Origin of the sequence: Polynucleobacter ibericus (assembly GCF_018687955.1) — a bacterium.
In the GTDB taxonomy this organism is placed as follows: domain Bacteria; phylum Pseudomonadota; class Gammaproteobacteria; order Burkholderiales; family Burkholderiaceae; genus Polynucleobacter; species Polynucleobacter ibericus.
This window is the reverse complement of record NZ_CP061309.1, coordinates 1,769,483-1,789,250: the sequence shown is the minus strand read 5'-3', so window position 1 is coordinate 1,789,250 and position 19,768 is coordinate 1,769,483. Positions and strand designations below refer to the sequence as shown.

Annotated in this window: 25 protein-coding genes; 19 read left to right on the top strand and 6 right to left on the bottom strand. The window is 45.4% G+C overall.

Annotation, left to right across the window (positions count from 1 at the left end; genetic code table 11):
* Window positions 1–67 precede the first annotated feature (67 nt).
* From gshA to ptsP, 5 genes are read left to right on the top strand one after another with little or no spacing between them, the layout of a single operon-like run.
* A complete protein-coding gene (gene gshA, locus AOC20_RS09075; RefSeq protein WP_215360448.1) occupies window positions 68–1,366 on the top strand; it encodes a glutamate--cysteine ligase in 1,299 nt (432 codons plus the stop codon).
* Window positions 1,367–1,396: 30 nt separating this feature from the next.
* Entirely contained in the window at window positions 1,397–2,338 is a 942-nt protein-coding gene (gene gshB, locus AOC20_RS09070; RefSeq protein ID WP_215360446.1) for a glutathione synthase, read from the top strand.
* Window positions 2,339–2,340: 2 nt separating this feature from the next.
* Window positions 2,341–2,763: a PTS sugar transporter subunit IIA gene (locus tag AOC20_RS09065; RefSeq protein ID WP_215360444.1), complete on the top strand. Its 423-nt coding sequence runs from the start codon at window positions 2,341–2,343 to the stop codon at window positions 2,761–2,763.
* Between the two features lie 17 nt (window positions 2,764–2,780).
* Window positions 2,781–3,050, top strand: a complete 270-nt coding sequence (locus AOC20_RS09060) for an HPr family phosphocarrier protein (protein WP_215360442.1) — start codon at window positions 2,781–2,783, stop codon at window positions 3,048–3,050.
* A gap of 5 nt (window positions 3,051–3,055) precedes the next feature.
* Entirely contained in the window at window positions 3,056–4,807 is a 1,752-nt protein-coding gene (gene ptsP, locus AOC20_RS09055) for a phosphoenolpyruvate--protein phosphotransferase (protein WP_215360441.1), read from the top strand.
* Between the two features lie 4 nt (window positions 4,808–4,811).
* On the opposite strand, the gene AOC20_RS09050 is transcribed toward ptsP, so the two are convergent.
* Genes AOC20_RS09050 through gpmA form a run of 3 tightly spaced genes read right to left on the bottom strand, consistent with a single transcriptional unit; the run spans window position 4,812 to window position 7,724 of the window.
* Complete coding sequence (locus tag AOC20_RS09050) at window positions 4,812–5,564, bottom strand: HesA/MoeB/ThiF family protein (protein WP_215360439.1); 753 nt, start codon at window positions 5,562–5,564, stop codon at window positions 4,812–4,814.
* Window positions 5,565–5,588: 24 nt separating this feature from the next.
* The gene (locus AOC20_RS09045) at window positions 5,589–7,022 is read right to left on the bottom strand and encodes a S41 family peptidase (protein WP_215360437.1); all 1,434 of its coding nucleotides are present in this window, start codon (window positions 7,020–7,022) and stop codon (window positions 5,589–5,591) included.
* A 12-nt stretch (window positions 7,023–7,034) separates the two neighbouring features.
* Window positions 7,035–7,724, bottom strand: coding sequence for a 2,3-diphosphoglycerate-dependent phosphoglycerate mutase (gene gpmA, locus AOC20_RS09040; protein WP_215360435.1), 690 nt, complete (start codon window positions 7,722–7,724; stop codon window positions 7,035–7,037).
* A 22-nt stretch (window positions 7,725–7,746) separates the two neighbouring features.
* On the opposite strand from gpmA, the gene AOC20_RS09035 reads away from it, so the two are divergent.
* The 4 genes from AOC20_RS09035 to AOC20_RS09020 are packed head-to-tail and all read left to right on the top strand — an operon-like array spanning window position 7,747 to window position 10,030.
* Window positions 7,747–8,160, top strand: a complete 414-nt coding sequence (locus tag AOC20_RS09035) for a rhodanese-like domain-containing protein (RefSeq protein ID WP_215360433.1) — start codon at window positions 7,747–7,749, stop codon at window positions 8,158–8,160.
* A 10-nt stretch (window positions 8,161–8,170) separates the two neighbouring features.
* Complete coding sequence (grxC, locus tag AOC20_RS09030; protein WP_215360431.1) at window positions 8,171–8,425, top strand: glutaredoxin 3; 255 nt, start codon at window positions 8,171–8,173, stop codon at window positions 8,423–8,425.
* Window positions 8,426–8,459: 34 nt separating this feature from the next.
* Entirely contained in the window at window positions 8,460–8,981 is a 522-nt protein-coding gene (gene secB, locus AOC20_RS09025; RefSeq protein WP_215360429.1) for a protein-export chaperone SecB, read from the top strand.
* Between the two features lie 26 nt (window positions 8,982–9,007).
* On the top strand, window positions 9,008–10,030 hold the full coding sequence (locus tag AOC20_RS09020; RefSeq protein ID WP_215360427.1) for an NAD(P)H-dependent glycerol-3-phosphate dehydrogenase: 1,023 nt from the start codon (window positions 9,008–9,010) through the stop codon (window positions 10,028–10,030).
* Between the two features lie 17 nt (window positions 10,031–10,047).
* On the opposite strand, the gene trmL is transcribed toward AOC20_RS09020, so the two are convergent.
* On the bottom strand, window positions 10,048–10,518 hold the full coding sequence (trmL, locus tag AOC20_RS09015; RefSeq protein ID WP_215360425.1) for a tRNA (uridine(34)/cytosine(34)/5-carboxymethylaminomethyluridine(34)-2'-O)-methyltransferase TrmL: 471 nt from the start codon (window positions 10,516–10,518) through the stop codon (window positions 10,048–10,050).
* Window positions 10,519–10,528: 10 nt separating this feature from the next.
* Window positions 10,529–11,272: a ComF family protein gene (locus tag AOC20_RS09010; RefSeq protein WP_215360423.1), complete on the bottom strand. Its 744-nt coding sequence runs from the start codon at window positions 11,270–11,272 to the stop codon at window positions 10,529–10,531.
* Window positions 11,273–11,295: 23 nt separating this feature from the next.
* On the opposite strand from AOC20_RS09010, the gene AOC20_RS09005 reads away from it, so the two are divergent.
* The 7 genes from AOC20_RS09005 to AOC20_RS08975 all read left to right on the top strand — a co-directional run bounded on the left by AOC20_RS09005 (window position 11,296) and on the right by AOC20_RS08975 (window position 16,894).
* Window positions 11,296–12,093 carry a methyltransferase domain-containing protein gene (locus AOC20_RS09005; RefSeq protein ID WP_215360422.1) on the top strand — a complete coding sequence of 266 codons (798 nt, stop codon included), beginning with the start codon at window positions 11,296–11,298 and terminating at the stop codon, window positions 12,091–12,093.
* Window positions 12,094–12,272: 179 nt separating this feature from the next.
* Window positions 12,273–13,430: a cytochrome c oxidase subunit II gene (coxB, locus tag AOC20_RS09000; RefSeq protein WP_215360420.1), complete on the top strand. Its 1,158-nt coding sequence runs from the start codon at window positions 12,273–12,275 to the stop codon at window positions 13,428–13,430.
* A gap of 43 nt (window positions 13,431–13,473) precedes the next feature.
* Window positions 13,474–15,105: a cytochrome c oxidase subunit I gene (ctaD, locus tag AOC20_RS08995; RefSeq protein WP_215360417.1), complete on the top strand. Its 1,632-nt coding sequence runs from the start codon at window positions 13,474–13,476 to the stop codon at window positions 15,103–15,105.
* 19 nt (window positions 15,106–15,124) lie between these two features.
* Complete coding sequence (locus AOC20_RS08990) at window positions 15,125–15,220, top strand: cytochrome oxidase small assembly protein (protein ID WP_433915474.1); 96 nt, start codon at window positions 15,125–15,127, stop codon at window positions 15,218–15,220.
* A gap of 14 nt (window positions 15,221–15,234) precedes the next feature.
* Window positions 15,235–15,819, top strand: a complete 585-nt coding sequence (locus tag AOC20_RS08985) for a cytochrome c oxidase assembly protein (protein ID WP_215360413.1) — start codon at window positions 15,235–15,237, stop codon at window positions 15,817–15,819.
* A gap of 17 nt (window positions 15,820–15,836) precedes the next feature.
* Window positions 15,837–16,010, top strand: coding sequence for a DUF2970 domain-containing protein (locus tag AOC20_RS08980; RefSeq protein WP_174220964.1), 174 nt, complete (start codon window positions 15,837–15,839; stop codon window positions 16,008–16,010).
* Between the two features lie 29 nt (window positions 16,011–16,039).
* Window positions 16,040–16,894 (top strand): cytochrome c oxidase subunit 3, encoded by an 855-nt coding sequence (locus AOC20_RS08975; RefSeq protein ID WP_215360411.1) that lies wholly within the window; start codon window positions 16,040–16,042, stop codon window positions 16,892–16,894.
* Between the two features lie 74 nt (window positions 16,895–16,968).
* Here AOC20_RS08975 and AOC20_RS08970 read toward each other — a convergent pair whose 3' ends face one another.
* Complete coding sequence (locus tag AOC20_RS08970; RefSeq protein ID WP_215360409.1) at window positions 16,969–17,181, bottom strand: twin transmembrane helix small protein; 213 nt, start codon at window positions 17,179–17,181, stop codon at window positions 16,969–16,971.
* Between the two features lie 24 nt (window positions 17,182–17,205).
* Between AOC20_RS08970 and AOC20_RS08965 the strand changes: the two genes are divergently transcribed.
* The 3 genes from AOC20_RS08965 to AOC20_RS08955 are packed head-to-tail and all read left to right on the top strand — an operon-like array spanning window position 17,206 to window position 19,768.
* Window positions 17,206–17,994, top strand: coding sequence for an SURF1 family protein (locus AOC20_RS08965; protein WP_251373092.1), 789 nt, complete (start codon window positions 17,206–17,208; stop codon window positions 17,992–17,994).
* Window positions 17,991–18,647 carry a redox-active disulfide-containing membrane protein gene (locus tag AOC20_RS08960; protein ID WP_215360408.1) on the top strand — a complete coding sequence of 219 codons (657 nt, stop codon included), beginning with the start codon at window positions 17,991–17,993 and terminating at the stop codon, window positions 18,645–18,647. The genes AOC20_RS08965 and AOC20_RS08960 overlap by 4 nt, the downstream gene beginning before the upstream one ends.
* Complete coding sequence (locus AOC20_RS08955; RefSeq protein ID WP_215360405.1) at window positions 18,647–19,768, top strand: COX15/CtaA family protein; 1,122 nt, start codon at window positions 18,647–18,649, stop codon at window positions 19,766–19,768. The genes AOC20_RS08960 and AOC20_RS08955 overlap by 1 nt, the downstream gene beginning before the upstream one ends.

The following is a 19,768-nucleotide window of genomic DNA, read 5'->3' as shown; positions in this document are numbered from 1 at the left end:
CTGCCCAGTTTTAAGCGCGGGATCCTCGGATCCCGCGTCTTTCTTTTAATAATCTTACAATGGTGGAATGGTTCCACATCTCATTACTGCACTCACCGGCCCTTTGCTCGAATTAGAGTCAAAGGTTCTAGAAGCGACCCCAACCATTGAGCGTTGGTTCAGGTTAGAGTGGCAAGAGCATACGCCGCCGTTTTACTGTTCAGTCGATTTACGTAATTCTGGATTTAAGCTGGCCCCCGTTGATACCAATCTGTTCCCTGGTGGATTTAATAACTTATCGCCACAGATGCTACCGCTTGCCGTACAAGCCGCGATGGCCGCTATCGAGAAGATTTGTCCAGAAGCCAAAAACTTATTGCTAATTCCTGAGCGTCACACTCGCAATACTTTCTATTTACAAAATATTGCTCGTTTGTCTTCCATTTTGCGTCAAGCTGGATTGAACGTTCGACTCGGTACTTTCTCTGAAGAAATCAAGAAGCCAACTTGGATTGAGTTACCAGAAGGTAATCGTTTGTTGATGGAGCCGCTCTCTCGATTGGGTCTCAAAAAACAACGCTTAGGTTTAAAAGATTTTGATCCATGTTCGATCTTATTAAATAACGATTTGTCCGCAGGTATCCCGCCGATTTTGGAAAATATCTATGAGCAGTACTTGCTTCCAGGCTTACACGCTGGCTGGCATGTACGTCGCAAATCAAATCACTTTGCTGCTTATGAAGAGGTAGCAAAGAAATTTGCCAAAGTCGTGGATATTGATCCATGGATGATTAATCCTTATTTCACAAGTTGCTCGAATATCAATTTCCATGAGCGTAAGGGCGAGGAAGAGCTGCAAACTGCAGTTGAGCAGGTCTTGAAAAAGACTGCTAAAAAATATCGTGAGTACGGCATTAAAGAAAAGCCCTATGTAGTTGTTAAGGCGGATGCCGGAACCTACGGTATGGGCGTGATGGTCGTTAATGATCCTGCTCAGCTAATAGGCTTGAATCGTAAAGACCGCAACAAAATGAGCGTGGTCAAGGAAGGTCTAGAGGTCAGCGATGTGCTAATTCAGGAGGGCGTGTATACCTTCGAGAAAGTCAATGAGGCTGTTGCTGAACCAGTGGTGTACATGATTGATCGCTATGTGATTGGTGGCTTCTACCGCGTTCATACTGATCGTGGCCCAGATGAAAATTTGAATGCTCCAGGTATGCATTTTGTGCCGCTAGCCTTTGAGCAAAATTCCATGCCCGATCTAGCCGCCAAGCCTGGTAGCGCTGCCCCTAATCGCTTCTATCTATATGGCGTAGTTGCCCGTCTAGCCCTTCTTGCAGCATCATTGGAGTTAGAGCGCACTGATCCCAATGCAGAAGTTGCATAAGCCAAACACACTTATCTCTCAATAGAAAAAATGGACTTACTTTTTATTGCGGACCCTCTTGAGTCTTTCAAGATTCAAAAAGATACAACGCTATCAATGATGCGCATAGCTCAAGAAGCTGGACATCGCTTATGGTTTTGCCAAAGTAGAAATGTTTTATGGAAAGATGGTGTCGTTGTTTCCGATTGCCAGTCTTTGTTGATCAAACCGAGTTCTACGGCCTGGTTTGAGTTGGGTGATATTGAGTCAAGACCACTCAAATCTTTTTCTGCAGTATTGATGCGTACAGACCCTCCGTTCGACATTGAATACCTCAATACAACTTGGTTATTATCGGCCGCAGTCCGTCAAGGCGCAAAAGTTTTTAATGAGCCAAGTGCTGTTCGTGATCACTCAGAAAAACTCTCTATTACAGAATTCCCAGAACTCATTCCACCAACTTTGGTTACGCGTGAATTAGATGCGGTAGAGCGTTTTCATCAAACTCATCGCGATATCGTGATTAAGCCCTTGGATGGTATGGGCGGCATGGGTGTATTTAGGGTAGGTGCGGATGGCCTTAATCTGGCGAGCATTGTTGAAACGCTGGGGGAAAATGGGGCAAGAACCCTGATGGTGCAGCGTTTCTTGCCTGAAATTGCCCAGGGCGACAAGCGGGTGCTCTTAATTGGTGGAGAGGTGGTGCCATATGCGCTAGCTCGCATTCCTCAGGGTAGTGAAATCCGGGGTAATTTAGCTGCTGGCGGCAAAGGTGTTGCTATGCCCTTAACTGAGACCGAAAAGAAGATTGCTGAAAAATTAGCGCCTGTATTAAATCAACGTGGATTATTCTTAGTAGGATTGGATTTAATTGGTGGTTACCTCACTGAAATTAATGTGACAAGTCCGACTTGTTTTGTTGAAATTACCAACCAAACTGACTTTAATGTCCCGCAGTTTTGGTTGGCAGCACTAGAGAAAGCGTTAGCATAAATATGGCTGGGATTGTCATTGTTGCGCACACACCGGTTGCTAGTGCAATGCTGGGATTTGCTGAGCATACTTTTGGTGTGGTGCCTGAACGAGTTCGGGCGGTCGATATTCCACCCCATGAAGATACCAAGGCCAGTTTTGATCGCGTTCTAAAAGCAGCTTACGGTGTGAATACAGGGAACGGTGTACTGATTTTGACTGATGTAATGGGCGCAACCCCTGCCAATGTAGCCTCTAAACTCGAGGCCCTGGGCCCACTATCGGGATTGAATGCACCTGTCATCGTTTTAGCAGGATTAAATCTCCCTATGTTGATGCGTTGCATATCCCATCGCGGAGAGAGTCTAGAAGAGTTGGCGCAGAAAGCTCTTGTCGGCGGACAGCACGGAATTTTGCGCCTAGGCTCAAAAGTAAATCAAGAATAGATAAAGGTCAGCACAGAATGCCTTCAGCAGAAATTGAAATCATTAATAAATTAGGCCTGCATGCCCGCGCATCTGCAAAGCTTTCTCAGCTAGCCGCACAGTTTCCTTGCGAAATCCTCTTGTCACGAAATGGGCGTCAAATAAATGCTAAGAGCATCATGGGTGTGATGATGTTGGCGGCAGGCATCGGAAGTACTGTGACTCTGGAGACTGTCGGTGAAAAAGCGGATGAGGCTATGGTCGCTATTACTGCATTGATTAATGATCGCTTTGGTGAGGGCGAGTAAGCACTATGACTTTTGCGTTGCACGGAATTCCAGTATCTAAAGGCATTGCTATTGGCAAGGCGGTACTGATTTCGCGCGCGGCATTAGAGGTGAGTCACTATTTGGTTGAAGCTGGTAAAGAAGAGGCTGAGGCTCAAAAGTTATTGGATGCATTTGATCAGGTTCGTTTAGAGCTTGAGCACCTACGCCAAGGGCTACCAAAAGATGCCCCACAAGAAATGGCGGCATTCTTGGATGTGCACGGCATGATATTGGCTGACCCCGCTTTAGCTGAAAAACCCATTAAATTAATTCGTACGCAACGACTAAACGCAGCTTGGGCCTTAACCACCGAACTGAATGATCTTTTAGAACAATTTGCAGATATTGAGGATGCTTATTTAAAAGAGCGTGCCAATGATATTCGCCAGGTTGCTGAGCGCGTCATTAAGGCCTTAAATGCGCAGAAAAAAGCCCCGTTAAACGATTCTGATTTTTTACCTACGAGTGATATTGGTGTTGAGTCGATTATTGTCGCTCATGATATTGCCCCGCACGACATGCTGCGCTTCAAGGAGCACGCATTTACTGGTTTCGTAACCGATCTTGGCGGCAAGACCTCCCATACCGCCATTGTGGCTCGCAGTATGGAGATTCCTGCGGTAGTTGGCGTACGTCACGCAAGCGAAATGATTCGTCATGGTGATTGGTTGGTATTGGATGGAGATCGAGGGGTTGTAGTAGTTGCTCCTGATGAGCAGCTGCTAGCTGAATACCGCAAACTGCAAACACAAGTTTTAAAAGAGGCACGTAAGCTTCAGCAGTTAAAGCATGCAAAAACTGAGACAGCTGACCGCGTTGAGATTGAGCTTCTAGCCAATATTGAATTGCCGGAAGATGCTATTCAGGCAGTTAAGTTAGGTGCGGTAGGTGTTGGCCTATTTCGCTCTGAATTTTTATTCATGGATCGTAAGCAGGCTTTGCCAGATGAAGAGCAGCAATATCAAGAATATCGTCGTGTAGTGGATTTGATGCATGGCTTGCCTGTCAATATCAGAACGATTGATGTGGGCGCAGATAAAGCGCTGGGTGGTAGTGGCGATGTTTCGCAAACAGGTACATCCCCGCTGGGTTTGCGTGCAATTCGCTGGTCTTTAACAGAGCCTGAAATCTTTTTAACGCAGCTCAGGGCGATACTACGTGCATCAGCACATGGCCAGGCACGCATCATGATTCCGATGTTGGCTCATGCAAAAGAAATCGATGAAACATTTAGGCTGATTGAAAAAGCCAAGCAACAATTGCATCAAAGGGGCAAAGCATTTAATCCCAATATTCAAGTTGGTGCCATGATTGAAATTCCGGCTGCCGCTTTGGTACTCCCTTTATTTATCAATCGATTTGATTTTCTTTCCATTGGTACTAATGATTTAATTCAGTACACACTAGCAATTGATCGGGCAGATCATGCGGTGGCACATTTATACGACCCTTTGCACCCAGCTATCTTGAGTTTGTTGGCAAATATTATTGATCAAGCCAAACGTGCAAATGTGCCTGTTGCTGTTTGTGGTGAGATGGCGGGCGATCCCGCGTTAACCAAGTTATTGCTTGCCCTGGGCTTGACAGATTTCTCGATGCACTTTAGTCAGCTGTTGCTTGTAAAGCGAGAGATTTTAAAGGCCAATGTAGGCCTATTAAAGGCCCGTGTAGCTAGGGTCTTAAGGGCGTATGAGCCTGAAGAGCAGGCAAAAGCTTTAGAGCGATTGCTGTCTTAACTGCTTAGTGCGCTTTGCCGCATACCGAGCACTCGGAATTACGGCTAATACGGATTTCATCGATTTGGGTAGTGCGCCCATTCCAAAGCAGCATACGACCCACCAAAGATTCTCCAAAACCAATTAATACTTGTAAAGCTTGAGCTGCTTGCATGGCTCCAATAATCCCGACCAAGGGCGAGAAGACGCCCATACTGGAGCAACTGACTTCTTCAAATTGCTCATCCGGAGAAAAGATGCAGGCATAACAGGGGGAGTTAGGGTTGCGAGGATCAAAGACGCTAACTTGGCCATCAAACTTGAGAGCCGAACCCGAAACTAATGGAATGTGATTTTTAACGCACGCAGCATTAATGAGGTGCCTAGTTAAAAAATTATCCGTGCAATCTAAAACAACATCAACACTCGGGAGTAATTCATCTAATAATGAAGCGGTTACTTTAGTTTGAATAGTCTCAATTTGAATGCTTGAGTTAAGGCGTTGTAAAAACTCTTTTCCGGATGCTACTTTGCTTTTACCAACACTACTTTCAGCATGCATGATTTGTCGTTGCAAATTGGTGAGTTCAACATCATCGTGATCTACTAAGGTAATGTGACCGACACCTGCGGCTGCTAGGTAGGGTGCGGCAGCGCTACCTAGCCCACCGGCACCAACGACTAATACGTGTGAGTTAAGAAGCTTTTCTTGGCCAACAACATCAATTTCTTCCAGCAGTAAATGCCTGGAGTATCGAAGTAACTGCTCATCATTCATTTGCTGGCCGTAGAGCTTTAAAGATTATTCGAGTTTGGATGAAGAGCGTTTTACTGGCTGACCATTAATAAAGGCCACCGCTTGAGAAAGCATGAAGTCATCTGCGCTACCGAGTTCAGTTGGCTTCTTATTTTTTTCTTTCTCTTTTTCCTCGGGGGTCTTCTTGGCATTCTTTTCCTCAATCCGCTGTAACTCTTCGAGGCGACGTTGCTCACGATCTTTAATTAACTTATCTTCAGCAGATTGTTTATTACGTAGATGTTTTTCACTATCAATCTCGCGAGTAATCAAGACATCATCTGGATCGCCATCTTTGTTTTGATCCACTGGAATATCTGGTTTCACACCATAGGCTTGGATCGATTTACCGCTTGGAGTGTAGTAGTAGGCGGTAGTGATCTTGAGTGCTGAGTCATTGGTTAGAGGGCGTACAGTTTGTACAGAGCCTTTACCAAAGGTTGTTTTTCCAATAATAGTTGCGCGTTTGTAGTCTTGAAGTGCGCCAGCCACAATCTCAGAAGCTGAGGCTGAATAGGCGTTTACCAAAACCACCATCGGTAATTTCTTAAACATGGCTGGAACGCCGGCTAAGGGGTCGCCAGGCTCGCTTAAGCGGTACATTGCCGGAGTCGCATTAAATACCTGTTTTGAGTCCGGCGATTGCCCTTTAGTTGAGACAATAATGGCATCAGCGGGTAAAAAAGCGGCAGCTACGCCTACAGCACCTTGGAGGAGGCCACCACCATTGTTGCGGAGATCCAAGATGACACCTTTGAGCTTCGGATCTTGATTGGCAATATCAGTCAATTTTTTAGCAAGGTCAGGAACAGTGCGTTCTTGAAAGCTTGTAATTCGCACCCAAGCAATATCGTTATCGAGAATCTTGGTTTTGACTGACTGAACTTTAATTTCTGCGCGAGTAATGGTGACTGGAAAACTACGTTCTTCACTCTTACGAAATACCGTCAAAGTAATTTTGGTACCAGGGGCGCCACGCATTGTGCGCACTGCTTTATCTAAAGACATACCACGCACTGGTTTGTCATCCAGGCGAGTAATTAAATCACCTGCTTGCAAACCAGCTCGTGCCGCAGGGCTATCTTCAATCGGATTCAATACTTTCACTACGCCATCTTCAGAGGTGATTTCAATTCCGAGACCTGCAAATTTTCCAGAGGTTTGCTCTTGCATTTCTGAAAAATCTTTTTTATCCAAGAAGGTGGAGTGTGGATCAAGACTGCTCACCATTCCTTTGACAGCGTCTGTCAATAATTGCTTGTCTTCAATTGGCTCAACATATTCGCGCTTAATTTGCGCAAAGACATTAGAAAGCGTGCGCAGTTCATCTAGAGGCAGCTGCGAGCCTTGTTGGGCAGTGGCGGAGAGCTGAATCGTGGCTGCCACACCAGCGATAAGACCAACAGCTATGAGGGCAAAGTTCTTTAGAAATTGGCGCATATCTCTTTTGATTTAATCCAAATAAAAGTGTTGAATAGGTTTTAGGTTGTCATCTAATTCATAAACAAGGGGCACACCATTGGGCACATTGACTTCCATGATGGCCTCATCAGACATTTGATCAAGATACTTAATTAATGAGCGAATGCTATTACCATGCGCCACCAAGAGAACTCGTTTACCAGCTTTAAGTGCGGGTGCAATAGATTCATTCCAGAGTGGTAGCACGCGCTCAACGTTATCTTTTAAGCACTCGCCCAATGGAATATCAGAAGGACTAAGCTTCGAATAGCGCGGATCTTTTTTGGGATTACGCTCATCATCGTTTTCTAGCAAAGGTGGGCGTACATCGTAGGAGCGACGCCAAATGTGAACTTGTTCGTCACCGTACTTTGTTGCAGTTTCTGCTTTATTGAGTCCAGTGAGGGCACCATAGTGACGCTCATTGAGACGCCAACTATGAACTACAGGAAGCCACATTAAATCCATCGTGTCTTGGACATGCCATAAAGTACGAATAGCGCGCCTTAAAACAGAGGTATAGGCGATATCGAATTCGTAGCCCGCTTTACGCAGGTTTTCACCTGCCGCAAGGGCTTGTTCTGCCCCTTTGGGGGTTAAGTCAACGTCCGCCCAGCCAGTGAAGCGGTTTTCAAGGTTCCAGGCGGATTCGCCATGACGAATAAGGACAAGTTGTTTCATAGAGCCATTCTATAATCCGGTGATGAACTTTCTCACGCAAATTGATAATTTAGCGCTTATTGCCCTCCTTTTGGTTTCGGGCGCAGCGCTTTTCCTACCCACATTATCTACGCTTATTGGCGGAAAAGGCTTGTCGCCTACTGAAGCGACGATTTGGATTAATCGGCGTAAAGCACATGTTCTGGATGTGCGTTCAGAAGAGGCTTTTAAAGCAGGACATTTGCCAGGTGCCAAATTCGCTAATGTTGCGGATTTAACCGCTGCCATTGAAAAGCTAAAGCTAGATCGTAAGAATCCTTTAGTACTAGTTTGCGAAACAGGCGCCCAATCTCGCAAACTGGTTGCCGAAGCTCAAAAACTTGGCTTTGCTGAAGTTGGTGCGTTGGATGGTGGCGTTCAGGCCTGGAAAGAGGCAGCCCTGCCTTTAGTGAAGTAAGGAGAAATCAATGCCGCCAGTAACGATGTATAGCACTCAGGTTTGTCCATATTGCGTCATGGCTGAAAAGCTATTGCTCAAAAAAGGCGTTGCTAATTTAGAAAAGATTTTGATTGATCGTGACCCATCACAGCGTGAAGCGATGATGACTCGTACGGGTCGTCGCACCGTTCCTCAGATTTATATTGGGGATACTCATGTTGGCGGCTATGACGATTTAGTGGCATTGGATCGCGCTGGAAAGCTCGATCCTTTGTTGGCTTAGTTCTTGATATATTTATACATAAAGAAAGTTAGTAATGACTGAACAATCTTCCGCACCTAAAGATGTAGCTGACTCAAAAGAGCCTTCATTTCGTATTCAGCGTGTATATCTAAAAGATTTATCGCTTGAGCAGCCAAATTCGCCGCAAATTTTATTGGTTCAGGCTGATCCCCAGATCGAGGTAGAGGTTGATATTTTGGTTGCCCCTATCAGCAACGAGATTTTTGAGGTGTCTCTTAGTTCTACAGTGACTGCAAAAGTTGATGGCAAAGTATTGTTTTTAGTAGAAGCAAAACAAGCTGGTATTTTTGAGTTCAGCAATATTCCTGTTGAGCAAATTGACCCAATGCTTGGCATTACATGCCCTTCGATTTTGTATCCTTACTTACGCTCTAACATTGCCGATACTATTAGTCGTGCCGGTTTCCAGCCAATTCATTTGAATGAGATTAATTTCCACGCCATGTATGAGCATCGCTTGATGCAGGCTCAGCAAGCTGCAGCTACAAAAGATGAGAGCTCTGCTGATGAGGGCAAAATTATTCTGCCTCATTAAACTTTTTAAGAGCGAGCCCACAGATCATGAAAGTGACACTGCTTGGTGCTGGCGCCTGGGGAACGGCGATGGCTGCACAAGCCGCTCGCCATCTTCAGGAAGGCGATGTTTGTTTATGGTCGCGCAGTAAAGAGCAGCTAGAAAATATTCAAGGCAGTGGTGAAAACCACGCTTATCTTTCGGGTATCAAATTGCCTGAGGGATTGAAGTATGAGGAAAGTTTTTCTACAGCGATTAAAAGACTTTCTAGTAATGACTTGTTGGTTATTGCTACGCCGATGGCGGGGCTTTCTGAAACTATTGCTCAGGTATTAGAGGCTGCAGAGCACCCACTTAACATTATTTGGTTATGCAAGGGTCTAGAGCCTATTACCGCTTTATTACCGCATCAAGTAGTGGAGCGTGAGAGCAAGATCCATTCCCGCGGAATATTGCATTCGTATGGCGCTCTATCTGGCCCAAGCTTTGCCCGCGAGGTTGGTGCTGGCATGCCGTGTGCTTTAACAATTGCTAGTAAATCTACAAAGCTTTGTGAGGTAGTTCAAGCAGCTTTTCATCACGGCAATATGCGTGTTTACTCAAGCGATGATTTGGTTGGAGTTGAATTAGGCGGCGCTGTTAAGAATGTTCTAGCTATAGCGGCAGGCATTGGCGATGGTCTTGATTTGGGGCTTAATGCGCGTGCTGCAGTCCTCACGCGCGGTTTGGCTGAAATGATGCGCCTTGTGAAGGCTGCTGGCGGCAAATCTGAAACTTGCATGGGTTTAACCGGGGTTGGTGATTTAATTTTGACTGCCACTGGTGATTTGTCACGCAATCGTCGCGTGGGTCTTGAACTTGCCGCTGGTAAATCATTGGCGGAGATTTTGGCGAGTCTTGGTCATGTTGCCGAGGGAGTACTTTGTGCAGCTGCTGTCGGAGATTTAGCAAAACGTTTAGGTGTTGAGATGCCTATTACCGCCATGATGGGAGAGGTTCTCTCTGGAAAGCTTCAGCCACATGACGCTGTTAAAAAGCTGATGGGACGAGATCCTAAAATCGAGTTGTAATTACTTCCATTAGTTGCTTACTGACCGCCAGTAAGACCATTTTGACGCCATGCCTCGTAAACCACAATTGCTACAGTATTCGACAAGTTCAGGCTACGACTGCTATCTTGCATTGCTAGACGCATACGATTAGCACTAGGAATGGAGTCCCTTACTTCATCTGTAATCCCTTTGGTTTCTGAGCCAAACACAAAGTAGTCATTTGGTGAATATTTACCTTCATGAAACTTTCCTGAGCCTTTGGTAGTTAAAGCGAAAAGATGCTCAGGTTTTGGTTGCTCATCCTTTAAAAACTGCGCCCAATTTTTATGCACCTTTACTTTGGCGAACTCGTGATAGTCAAGGCCCGCTCTGCGCAACTTCGCATCCTCCATTGGAAATCCGAGTGGCTCAATGAGATGGAGTCTTGCCCCGGTATTGGCGCACAAGCGAATGATGTTACCGGTATTGGGCGGAATTTCTGGTTCGAATAAAACAATATTAAACATGTGACACTCTTTAGGTTGGCCGCGCAGCCCTGAGGAGTACCCAATTGATTACGCGAGATACTCCATTGTCCTTCAGAACGCGTGCAATTTCATTAAGAGTTGCTCCGCTAGTCATGACATCATCAAATACGATCACAGTCTTATTTTGGAGCGCGTTAATATAATTTTCTTCTACGTAAAACATCCCCTGAATCGCGAGGTAGCGATTACCCAAAGAGCTTCCCGCTTGGTGCTGCGAATAATGGTGTCGATGAATGATGTAAGGTGATTTTTGAATCTGTTTTTCACAGCGAACGCGTTTTGCAATTTCCCAACTTTGATTAAAACCACGTAGCGCTAATTTTTGATTACTTAGTGGGACGGGGAGTAGGTAATCTGCGGAAATATCTGCCAGATTTTTTTGGAGAAGTAAGTTCCATGTATTGCCAAGAGCATTGGCGAATGCAATGCGTTTTTGATACTTCAATTCATGAAGTGGGTGTCGCAATAATCCATCGTAGCGATCTAGGCAATAGGTTTCATCAAAGTATGGCGCTAAGCTTTGGCAAGACCCACATTGTTGTTGAGTTAATTCTGACTCGTGCAGTGCGACGCCACATTGGTAGCAGCATTGATAGTTATATAACGCCCCATCATTTAAGCGGCCAAGACACTTGATGCAAATGGAGCAAGCCTGAAACTCTTGGCAAATAACGCAGGCTGTGGGCAAAAGATGTTCACAGATCGTTTTAAAAATGTTCACTGGAATTCGCATGGGGCGCTGAGTATACTGATCGAATGACCCAGCCCATCAGATGGTTACAAGACGAAATTGCAGATCGTATGCTGCAAAAATTGGACATTGTTAAGATCGATGTAAAGGACATTTTGATCGTCCCAGATTTTGCTGGCAAGCATTTAGATGTGCTTGCTAAGCGCTATCCAAATGCACGTACTTTTAGCATTACCGAAACAGGTGTTTCAGGGTTTCACATGTGGCGCGCTAAAGCGATGAGTAATTGGCGCTCTCTCTTTACTGGCAAAACCCATCCTCTGGCAAGCTACGCCTCGTCTGGAAGATTTGATATTCCAGATAATTCTGTTGATTTAGTTTTTAGCGATCTTTTATTGCAGGATCTGGCAGATCCTAAGCTTTTTTTACAAGAGTGTTGGCGCGTATTGCGTGAGGGCGGTTTAATTGCTTTCAGCTATTTGGGGCCCGACACCGGAAAAGAGCTGCGTTCTCTGGAGCTTTCGGAATTAAGGTTAAAGAACTTATTAAGCCCTTGGGATATGCACGATATGGGAGATGCCTTACTAGCTGAGCGTTTTTCCGATCCCGTCATGGACATGGAGTATTTGACGTTGGATTATGAGAAGCCAGAGCTATTACTTGCAGATGTCAGCGCTCTGAAATTGATGCAATTAGCCCCTTCCGAGATCCCTAATATGAATGTTTTGCCACAAAAACTGACTCTAGAAGTGGTTTATGGGCACGCATGGGTCATCGGAAAGCACCTTGCAAAGGCTAAGGACAACGTTGCCTATATTGATCTAAATCAAATTGGACGCAAGACTAGGTCAGATTCTGCTTAAGTGTAAGTGCTTACTATCATTTAAACCTTGACCAAGATTGGATCAAGCCGGGTTAATCCTGTTTGTTGTTGCGCCTAAATAACCCTATAATCACGGCAGGATGTATTGGCTTGAGACCGTTTTTTGGGCATTTTGTGGCACTTTGGCCGCTTTGCTCACGACAATAAACAGAGAATAAGATGAATTTATTTGGAAAAGTCATTAAGACTTCGCTCTATTTCGCAGTAGCTTTTGGTACTGCTTTTGCTCATGCAGCTGAGAATATGCCCGGTGGCCCAGCGGTTAATCAGCTAAATTTTGCGCCAGCCGCAACCAAAATCATGCAAGAGATCCATTGGTTGCATTGGATGATGTTGGTCATTTGTGCGTTGATTTTTGTGGGTGTTTTTGGAGTGATGTTCTATTCCATTTTGAAGCACCGTAAATCATTAGGTCACAAATCTGCCTCATTCCACGAGAGCACCACTGTGGAAATCATTTGGACAGTGATTCCATTAATCATTGTTATTGTCATGGCGCTGCCCGCAACCAAAACAGTTGTGGCAATGAAAGATACAACTAACTCTGACATCACTATTAAGACCACTGGTTATCAGTGGAAGTGGGGCTACGACTACATCAAAGGTGAAGGCGAAGGCATTAGTTTCTTATCTACTTTGTCTACTTCCCGTGAAGCAATTAATAACTTGGCACCTAAATCAAACACTTACTTGATGGAAGTGGACAACGAGATGGTTGTGCCTGTTGGCAAAAAGATTCGTTTGATTACAACAGCTAATGACGTCATTCATGCATGGACTATTCCAGCGTTTGGCGTTAAGCAAGATGCGATTCCAGGTTTTGTTCGCGATACTTGGTTTAGAGCAGACAAGATTGGCACATTTCGTGGTCAGTGTTCTGAGCTCTGTGGTGCAGAACATGCATTTATGCCTATCGTTGTAAGAGTAGTTTCCCAAGAGGACTACACCAAGTGGGTAGAAGAGAAGAAGAAAGAAATGGGCGCTGGTGGCGAAGATCCTTCTAAGGTTTACACCTTGGATGAGCAAAAAGAGCGCGGCGCCAAAGTATATGCAGCGAATTGCGCGGCTTGTCACCAACCAAATGGTAAAGGTGCAGGCGCATTCCCAGCGCTCGATGGCAGCAAGATGGTTTTAGGACCTAAAGCAGCGCAATACAACATTCTTATCAATGGTAAGGGCGCGATGCCGAAGTGGGCTGGTGTGATTTCTGACGGCGATATCGCTGCAGTAATGACATACACACGTAACGCATGGGGTAATAAGACGGGCGAAGTGATTCAGACCCAAGACATTATGACTGCACGCGGCGGCAATTAATTCAGATTAACCAATACAGATAAAAACGAAACCGGAGTAATTTATGAGCACAGTCTCTACTACCCACGATCACGCACACGACCACGCGCATGACCACGCGCATGACGATCACACGCCACATGGTTGGCGTCGTTGGTTGTTTGCAACCAACCACAAAGACATCGGCACGATGTATTTGATCTTCTCTTTCGTTAGCTTATTAGCTGGCGGTGTGATGGCCTTGGGAATTCGTTTGGAATTGTTCCAGCCTGGTTTGCAGTTCCTGCGCCCAGAATTCTTCAATCAGCTAACTACCATGCACGGTTTGGTAATGGTGTTCGGTGCGATCATGCCAGCCTTCGTTGGTTTTGCTAACTGGATGGTGCCTTTGCAAATTGGCGCATCTGATATGGCATTTGCGCGTATGAACAACTTTAGCTTCTGGATTCTGCCAGTGGCGGCAACTTTGTTATTGAGCTCATTCCTTGTTCCTGGTGGTGCTCCAGCAGGTGGTTGGACTATCTACGCGCCTTTGACCTCACAAATGGGCCCTGGTATGGATATGGCGATTTTTGCCCTCCATTTATTAGGCGCTTCTTCCATCATGGGCTCGATCAATATCATCGTTACCATTTTGAATATGCGCGCTCCTGGCATGACATTGATGAAGATGCCAATGTTCTGCTGGACATGGTTGATTACTGCTTACTTGTTGATTGCTGTGATGCCTGTATTGGCTGGCGCAATTACGATGGTTCTGACTGATCGTCATTTCGGTACTTCATTCTTCTCCGCTGTTGGCGGTGGTGACCCAATCATGTTCCAGCATATTTTCTGGTTCTTTGGTCACCCAGAGGTTTACATCATGATTCTTCCAGCGTTCGGAATCGTGAGTGAAATTGTTCCAGCCTTCTCCAGAAAAACCCTGTTTGGCTATAGCTCAATGGTTTATGCAACATCATCCATTGCGATCTTGTCATTCATCGTTTGGGCTCACCACATGTTTGCAACTGGTATGCCGGTAACTGGGCAACTATTCTTTATGTACGCAACCATGTTGATTGCTGTTCCAACTGGCGTGAAGATTTTTAACTGGGTTGCAACAATGTGGAAAGGTTCAATGACCTTTGAAACTCCAATGTTGTGGGCTATTGGTTTTATCTTCGTATTTACGATGGGCGGCTTTACTGGTTTGATTCTAGCCATGGCGCCAATTGATATCGGCCTGCAGGATACTTACTATGTTGTAGCGCACTTCCACTATGTTTTAGTTGCAGGTTCATTGTTTGCGATGTTTGCCGGCTTCTACTACTGGTGTCCAAAGTGGACTGGCTACATGGCTAGTGAAACTCGCGGAAAGATCCATTTCTGGACTTCCATGATTTTCTTCAACATCACTTTCTTCCCAATGCACTTCTTGGGCTTGGCGGGTATGCCACGTCGTTATGCTGACTACCCAACTCAGTTCGCTGATTTCAATTCGATTGCTTCGATTGGCGCCTTAGGTTTTGGTTTGTCACAGGTGTATTTCTTGCTTTTTGTTGTGATGCCAGCGTATCGTGGTCAGGGTGAAAAAGCACCGATGAAGCCATGGGATGGAGCTAAAGGCCTAGAGTGGACAGTCCCTTCACCAGCACCACACCATACTTTTGAAACTCCGCCTAGCGCAGAGCAAATGCGTGAAGCAGGAATTTAATACGTCTCCTAAACAAGCCCTGGCTGCGAATAATCGCCGCTTAGGGCTCATCCTTTTAAGCATTGCTGCTGTCTTCTTTATCGGCATTGTGATGAAGTGGAGCGTTTTGGGTTAATCCCACTTGCCAATATGTCAGTTATTTATTCTGCAAACCGCCAAATCTTATTGAAGCTACTGATTGCTTCAGTCATGATGTTTGGCTTTGGCTATGCTTTGGTTCCAATGTATAAGGCCTTATGTGAGGTCACTGGAATTAATGTAGTAACGAGTAAGAATGATTATGGTGTCAGAGCCTTTAGCCCTAATAAGGTTGGCAATACTCAGGTTAACTATGCTCGGACGGTGACAATTGAGTTTGACTCCAACAGCCGCGGCCCGTTTACTTTTAAGCCAGTAAAAAACTTTTTAGAAGTGCATCCTGGTGAGATGACCGAGATTGTTTATGAAGTGACAAACAATCAAAATCGCCCGGTACGCGCTCAAGCAATACCGAGTTATGCGCCTAAAAGCGCAACGGAGTTTTTTACGAAATTAGAGTGCTTTTGCTTTCAGGAGCAAACGCTAGCAGCAAAAGAAACAAAAAAGATGCCGGTAATCTTTGTGATCGACGCAGGTTTACCAGATGATGTAAAAACAATTACTTTGTCATACACCTTCTTTGAATTGGGCTTGGGCGGTACGCCTCCAGCTCCTAAACCAAGGTTGGCTTCGTGAAGAAGAAAAGTAGTTTTATGCAGTCTATGAAAGCCGTGATGTGGGGCTTTTTGGGGGTGCGTAAAAAAGCAGGTTTGCAGGAAGATGTTGCTTCATTGAGTTTTGTGCACATTATCATTGCAGGAGTAGTTGGCGCCTTGATTTTTATGGGTGTTCTCCTCTTGATAGTGAAAGCAGTTGTGTCCCATTGATTATTTTTTGATTGAATAGAGAGAATAAGATGTCATCCAATTCAACCCCTTACTATTACGTCCCTGGACTATCTAGACATCCAGCAATGGCCGCTTTAGGTTTAATTGCATTTGGCTTTGGTATTTCAGGATGGGTAAATCATGCTTCTTGGGGTGGTCCTCTGACCCTCGCGGGTGTGGCATGGGTGATTTATGTTCTGTATAACTGGTTTGGCGACACGATTGCAGAGTCAAATGCTGGCAAGAATGGGATCAACGTAGACATCTCTTATCGCTGGTCAATGGCATGGTTCATCTTCTCTGAAATTATGTTCTTCGGAGCATTCTTTGCAGCCCTTTTCTATGCGCGCAATATTGCAATGCCTTGGATGGGTGATGTTGAGAGCAAATTGCTTTGGCCCGATTTCCAGGCTGTTTGGCCAAATGATGGCCCTGCTGGCTTAGTTGAGAAGTTCACAACGATGGGCCCATGGCCAATCCCAACAATCAATACCTTGTTGCTCTTGAGCTCTGGTGTGACGATTACGATTGCTCACCATGCCTTAGTAGAAAACCACATGAAAAAAGCCATTTATGGCTTGGCTGCAACTGTTGGTTTGGGCGTTATCTTCTTGGGCTTCCAAGTCTACGAGTACTACCATGCTTACCATGAGCTGAACTTGAAATTGACTTCAGGTATCTATGGCTCAACCTTCTTCATGCTGACGGGTTTCCACGGTTTCCACGTATTCCTTGGCGGCACGATGTTGGCGATTGTGTTGCGTCGTATGATTCGTGGCGACTTTACATCTAAGCATCACTTTGCATTTGAAGGCGCTGCTTGGTATTGGCACTTCGTTGACGTAGTCTGGCTTGGTCTGTACATTGCTGTTTACTGGATGTAAATCAGAATAAAAATCGGGGCCTAAAGCCCCGATTTGTTTTTAAGAGCCCAATTACTGGGATGTATTAGAGCGTCTTAATTGGTACCCACTTTAATTCCGGTGGCTTCAATCAAGCCAAAGTAATTAGCCAAAAGAATACCTATAAATAAGGCGACAGATAGGCCAATACGCAGCATGAGCGAGTGAACCATGCGCGAACTATTACCCTTATCTTTCATCATGTAATACAAGGCTGATCCTAAGCTAAAAACAATCATTAGTAGGACAATCGGAATAAGCCACTTCATTTCAAATCCTTATTTTTCAATCTCTTGAATAGTCTATTAACTGCCCTCATTACTAAGCGCATAGTTGCTACTGTATCAGCCTTGCTGGTCGTTGCCATTGGCTGTGGCGCTGGCATTTGGCAGTTAGGTAGGGCTGAGACCAAAATGGCTTTAGCTGCCAATTTGCAGGCCAGACAACAAATGCCCATCTTAAATGCCAATAAAGGCCCTTGGAGCCTAGAAGAGGCGCGTGAGCGTCGCATGATTGCGCGCGGCCAATATATCCCTGAGGCAGCCATTTGGCTGGACAATCGGCCAAGACCGATTCCCCCTGTCGGTAGTAATAATGCGCAGTCCGGCTTTTATCTGATGATGCCCTTGAAGCTTGAGGGTGGCGGTGAGGTGCTGTGGGTTAATCGGGGTTGGGCGCCACGTAATAATGAAAATCGGGAGACTCTCCCGCCCGTGCAAACCTCCAATACCGTAGTTAGTGTTGAAGGGATTGTTTTTGCCCATCCTGGAAAAGTCTATGAACTAGGTGGCGGCAAGAACGCTGTGGAGAAAGACAAACCCAGAATCGAGCAAAACTTTGATTTAGCCACAGAAAGCAAGTTGCATAGTTGGGCGCAAGCTCCATTTATTTTGCGTGAGGTTGAGGTCGGCTCGGATGATGGTTTGCTACGTGAGTGGCCGCCTCTGACAAGTGGAGTCGATCGCCATTATGCTTATGCATTCCAGTGGTTTGCTTTAGCTTTTGCTGGTTTCGTATTTTGGTTGGTTACAGGTTTGCGGCAATATAAACGTCAGGGTTTTGCGAATGGGGATCAAGGGTGAGTGATAAAGAGTTATTAATTCCGGCATCACAGGTAGATTCAGCTGCTATTAATGCGCGCACCCGTCGTGGTCGCATTCAGATGCTATTACTATTGCTAGCTTGCGCCTCTCCAGTAATCGCATCGTATTTTACGTATTACGTGATTAAGCCTACAGGCGGTAAAACCAATTTAGGTACCCTTGTTTACCCAGCTCAAGAATTCAATACAGCATGGCTTGATACACCCACAAAAGGTAAATGGAGTCTTTTAATTGCTCGCCCTGCTGGTGAATGCAAGGTTAAGGATGAGAAATGTATTGAAGCCTTATTTTTGATGCGTCAAGTAAAGGTTGCTATGGGGAGGGAGGGCGGTCGCCTACAACTCCTATGGGTTAATACAGATGGTCAGCCTGTTGATCCAGAAGTCATTAAAGCGTATGACGAAAAAGCTGCGGGCTTCAAAATTGTTTCCCTTCCGTCGGATCCTAAACTTCGTTCTGACTTTGAGGCATGGCTAAATAAAGAGGGTGCGGGTCTGCAGATTCAGTTAGTAGACCCAAGCCCCGCAAAGATGATGTACTTCCCGGTGACAAACTCTCCTAAAGAGTTCGCTGGTATGAAAAAAGATCTAGAAAAGCTCCTGAAGTTAAATCATAAGGGCGAGAATTTGTAATGCCAAGTTTGATTTTATTTTTAGAGTTAGCGGCTATCGCAATTATTTTTGCCGGCCTGCCGCTGCTCTATCTTTGGAGAAAGCCAGGCTATAGTTTTTTCCAAAAACTCAATTGGGTATTGGTCTTTATGACTTTTGATCTGATTGTGTTTGGTGCGTTTACACGCCTTACTGACTCAGGTTTAGGTTGTCCTGACTGGCCTGGATGCTATGGCACCTCCAATCCATTTCATGCCCTCAGTGAGATTCAGCAGGCTGAGAGCGCCATGCCCACTGGACCTGTGACGGTTATTAAAGCTTGGATCGAGATGATTCATCGCTATTTGGCGATGACGGTAGGCGCACTCATTTTGGTACAAGTAGGAATCGCATTTAGTAAGCTCAAATCTTTAGGAAAAAATCCTTTGCTGGGTAGTCTCGGCTTACTTGTATTGGTTTGCGTGCAAGGCGCCTTTGGTGCCTGGACTGTGACCCTCAAGTTACAACCCATTATTGTCACTATTCATTTGATGTTGGCTTTAGTTTTGTTGTCCTTCCTGACCTTGTATGCACAAGAATCTTGGGAAGAAAAACTTTCTGCAGTTCGCATTCTTCGTATTCGACCCATTTCAGCGCAGCTTCTCACCCTTTCTTTTGTGGTTCTCTTTATCCAGGTTTTCTTGGGTGCTTGGGTGAGCACCAATTACGCCGTCTTAGCATGTCCAGATTTTCCGACCTGCATGGGTAGCGTATGGCCAGAAACTAATTGGAGCGAAGGCTTTACCCTTTGGCGCCAATTGGGTTTAAATGCCCAAGGTGAATTTATCTCCCCCGTGGCGCTGCAAACGATTCATTGGGCACATCGACTCTTTGCGGTGTTGGTGGTGGTAGTGCTGGGTGCATTAGGCCTTAAGGCTCGGCAGCTAGCAACCCCTGTTTTATCTGGTCTGGGTTTGGTAGCTAAGCTGTTATTGGCTGTACTTCTGCTGCAGATCGTGACTGGTATTTCGAATGTGATATTTCAGTGGCCCTTATTGGCTGCGCTATTGCATACCGGTGGCTCTGCAGCTTTGGTATTCTGTTTAGTCAGAATGAGTTATTGGGCGTCTTGGAAGCCTTTCATTCAAAAGAAGATGGCATAA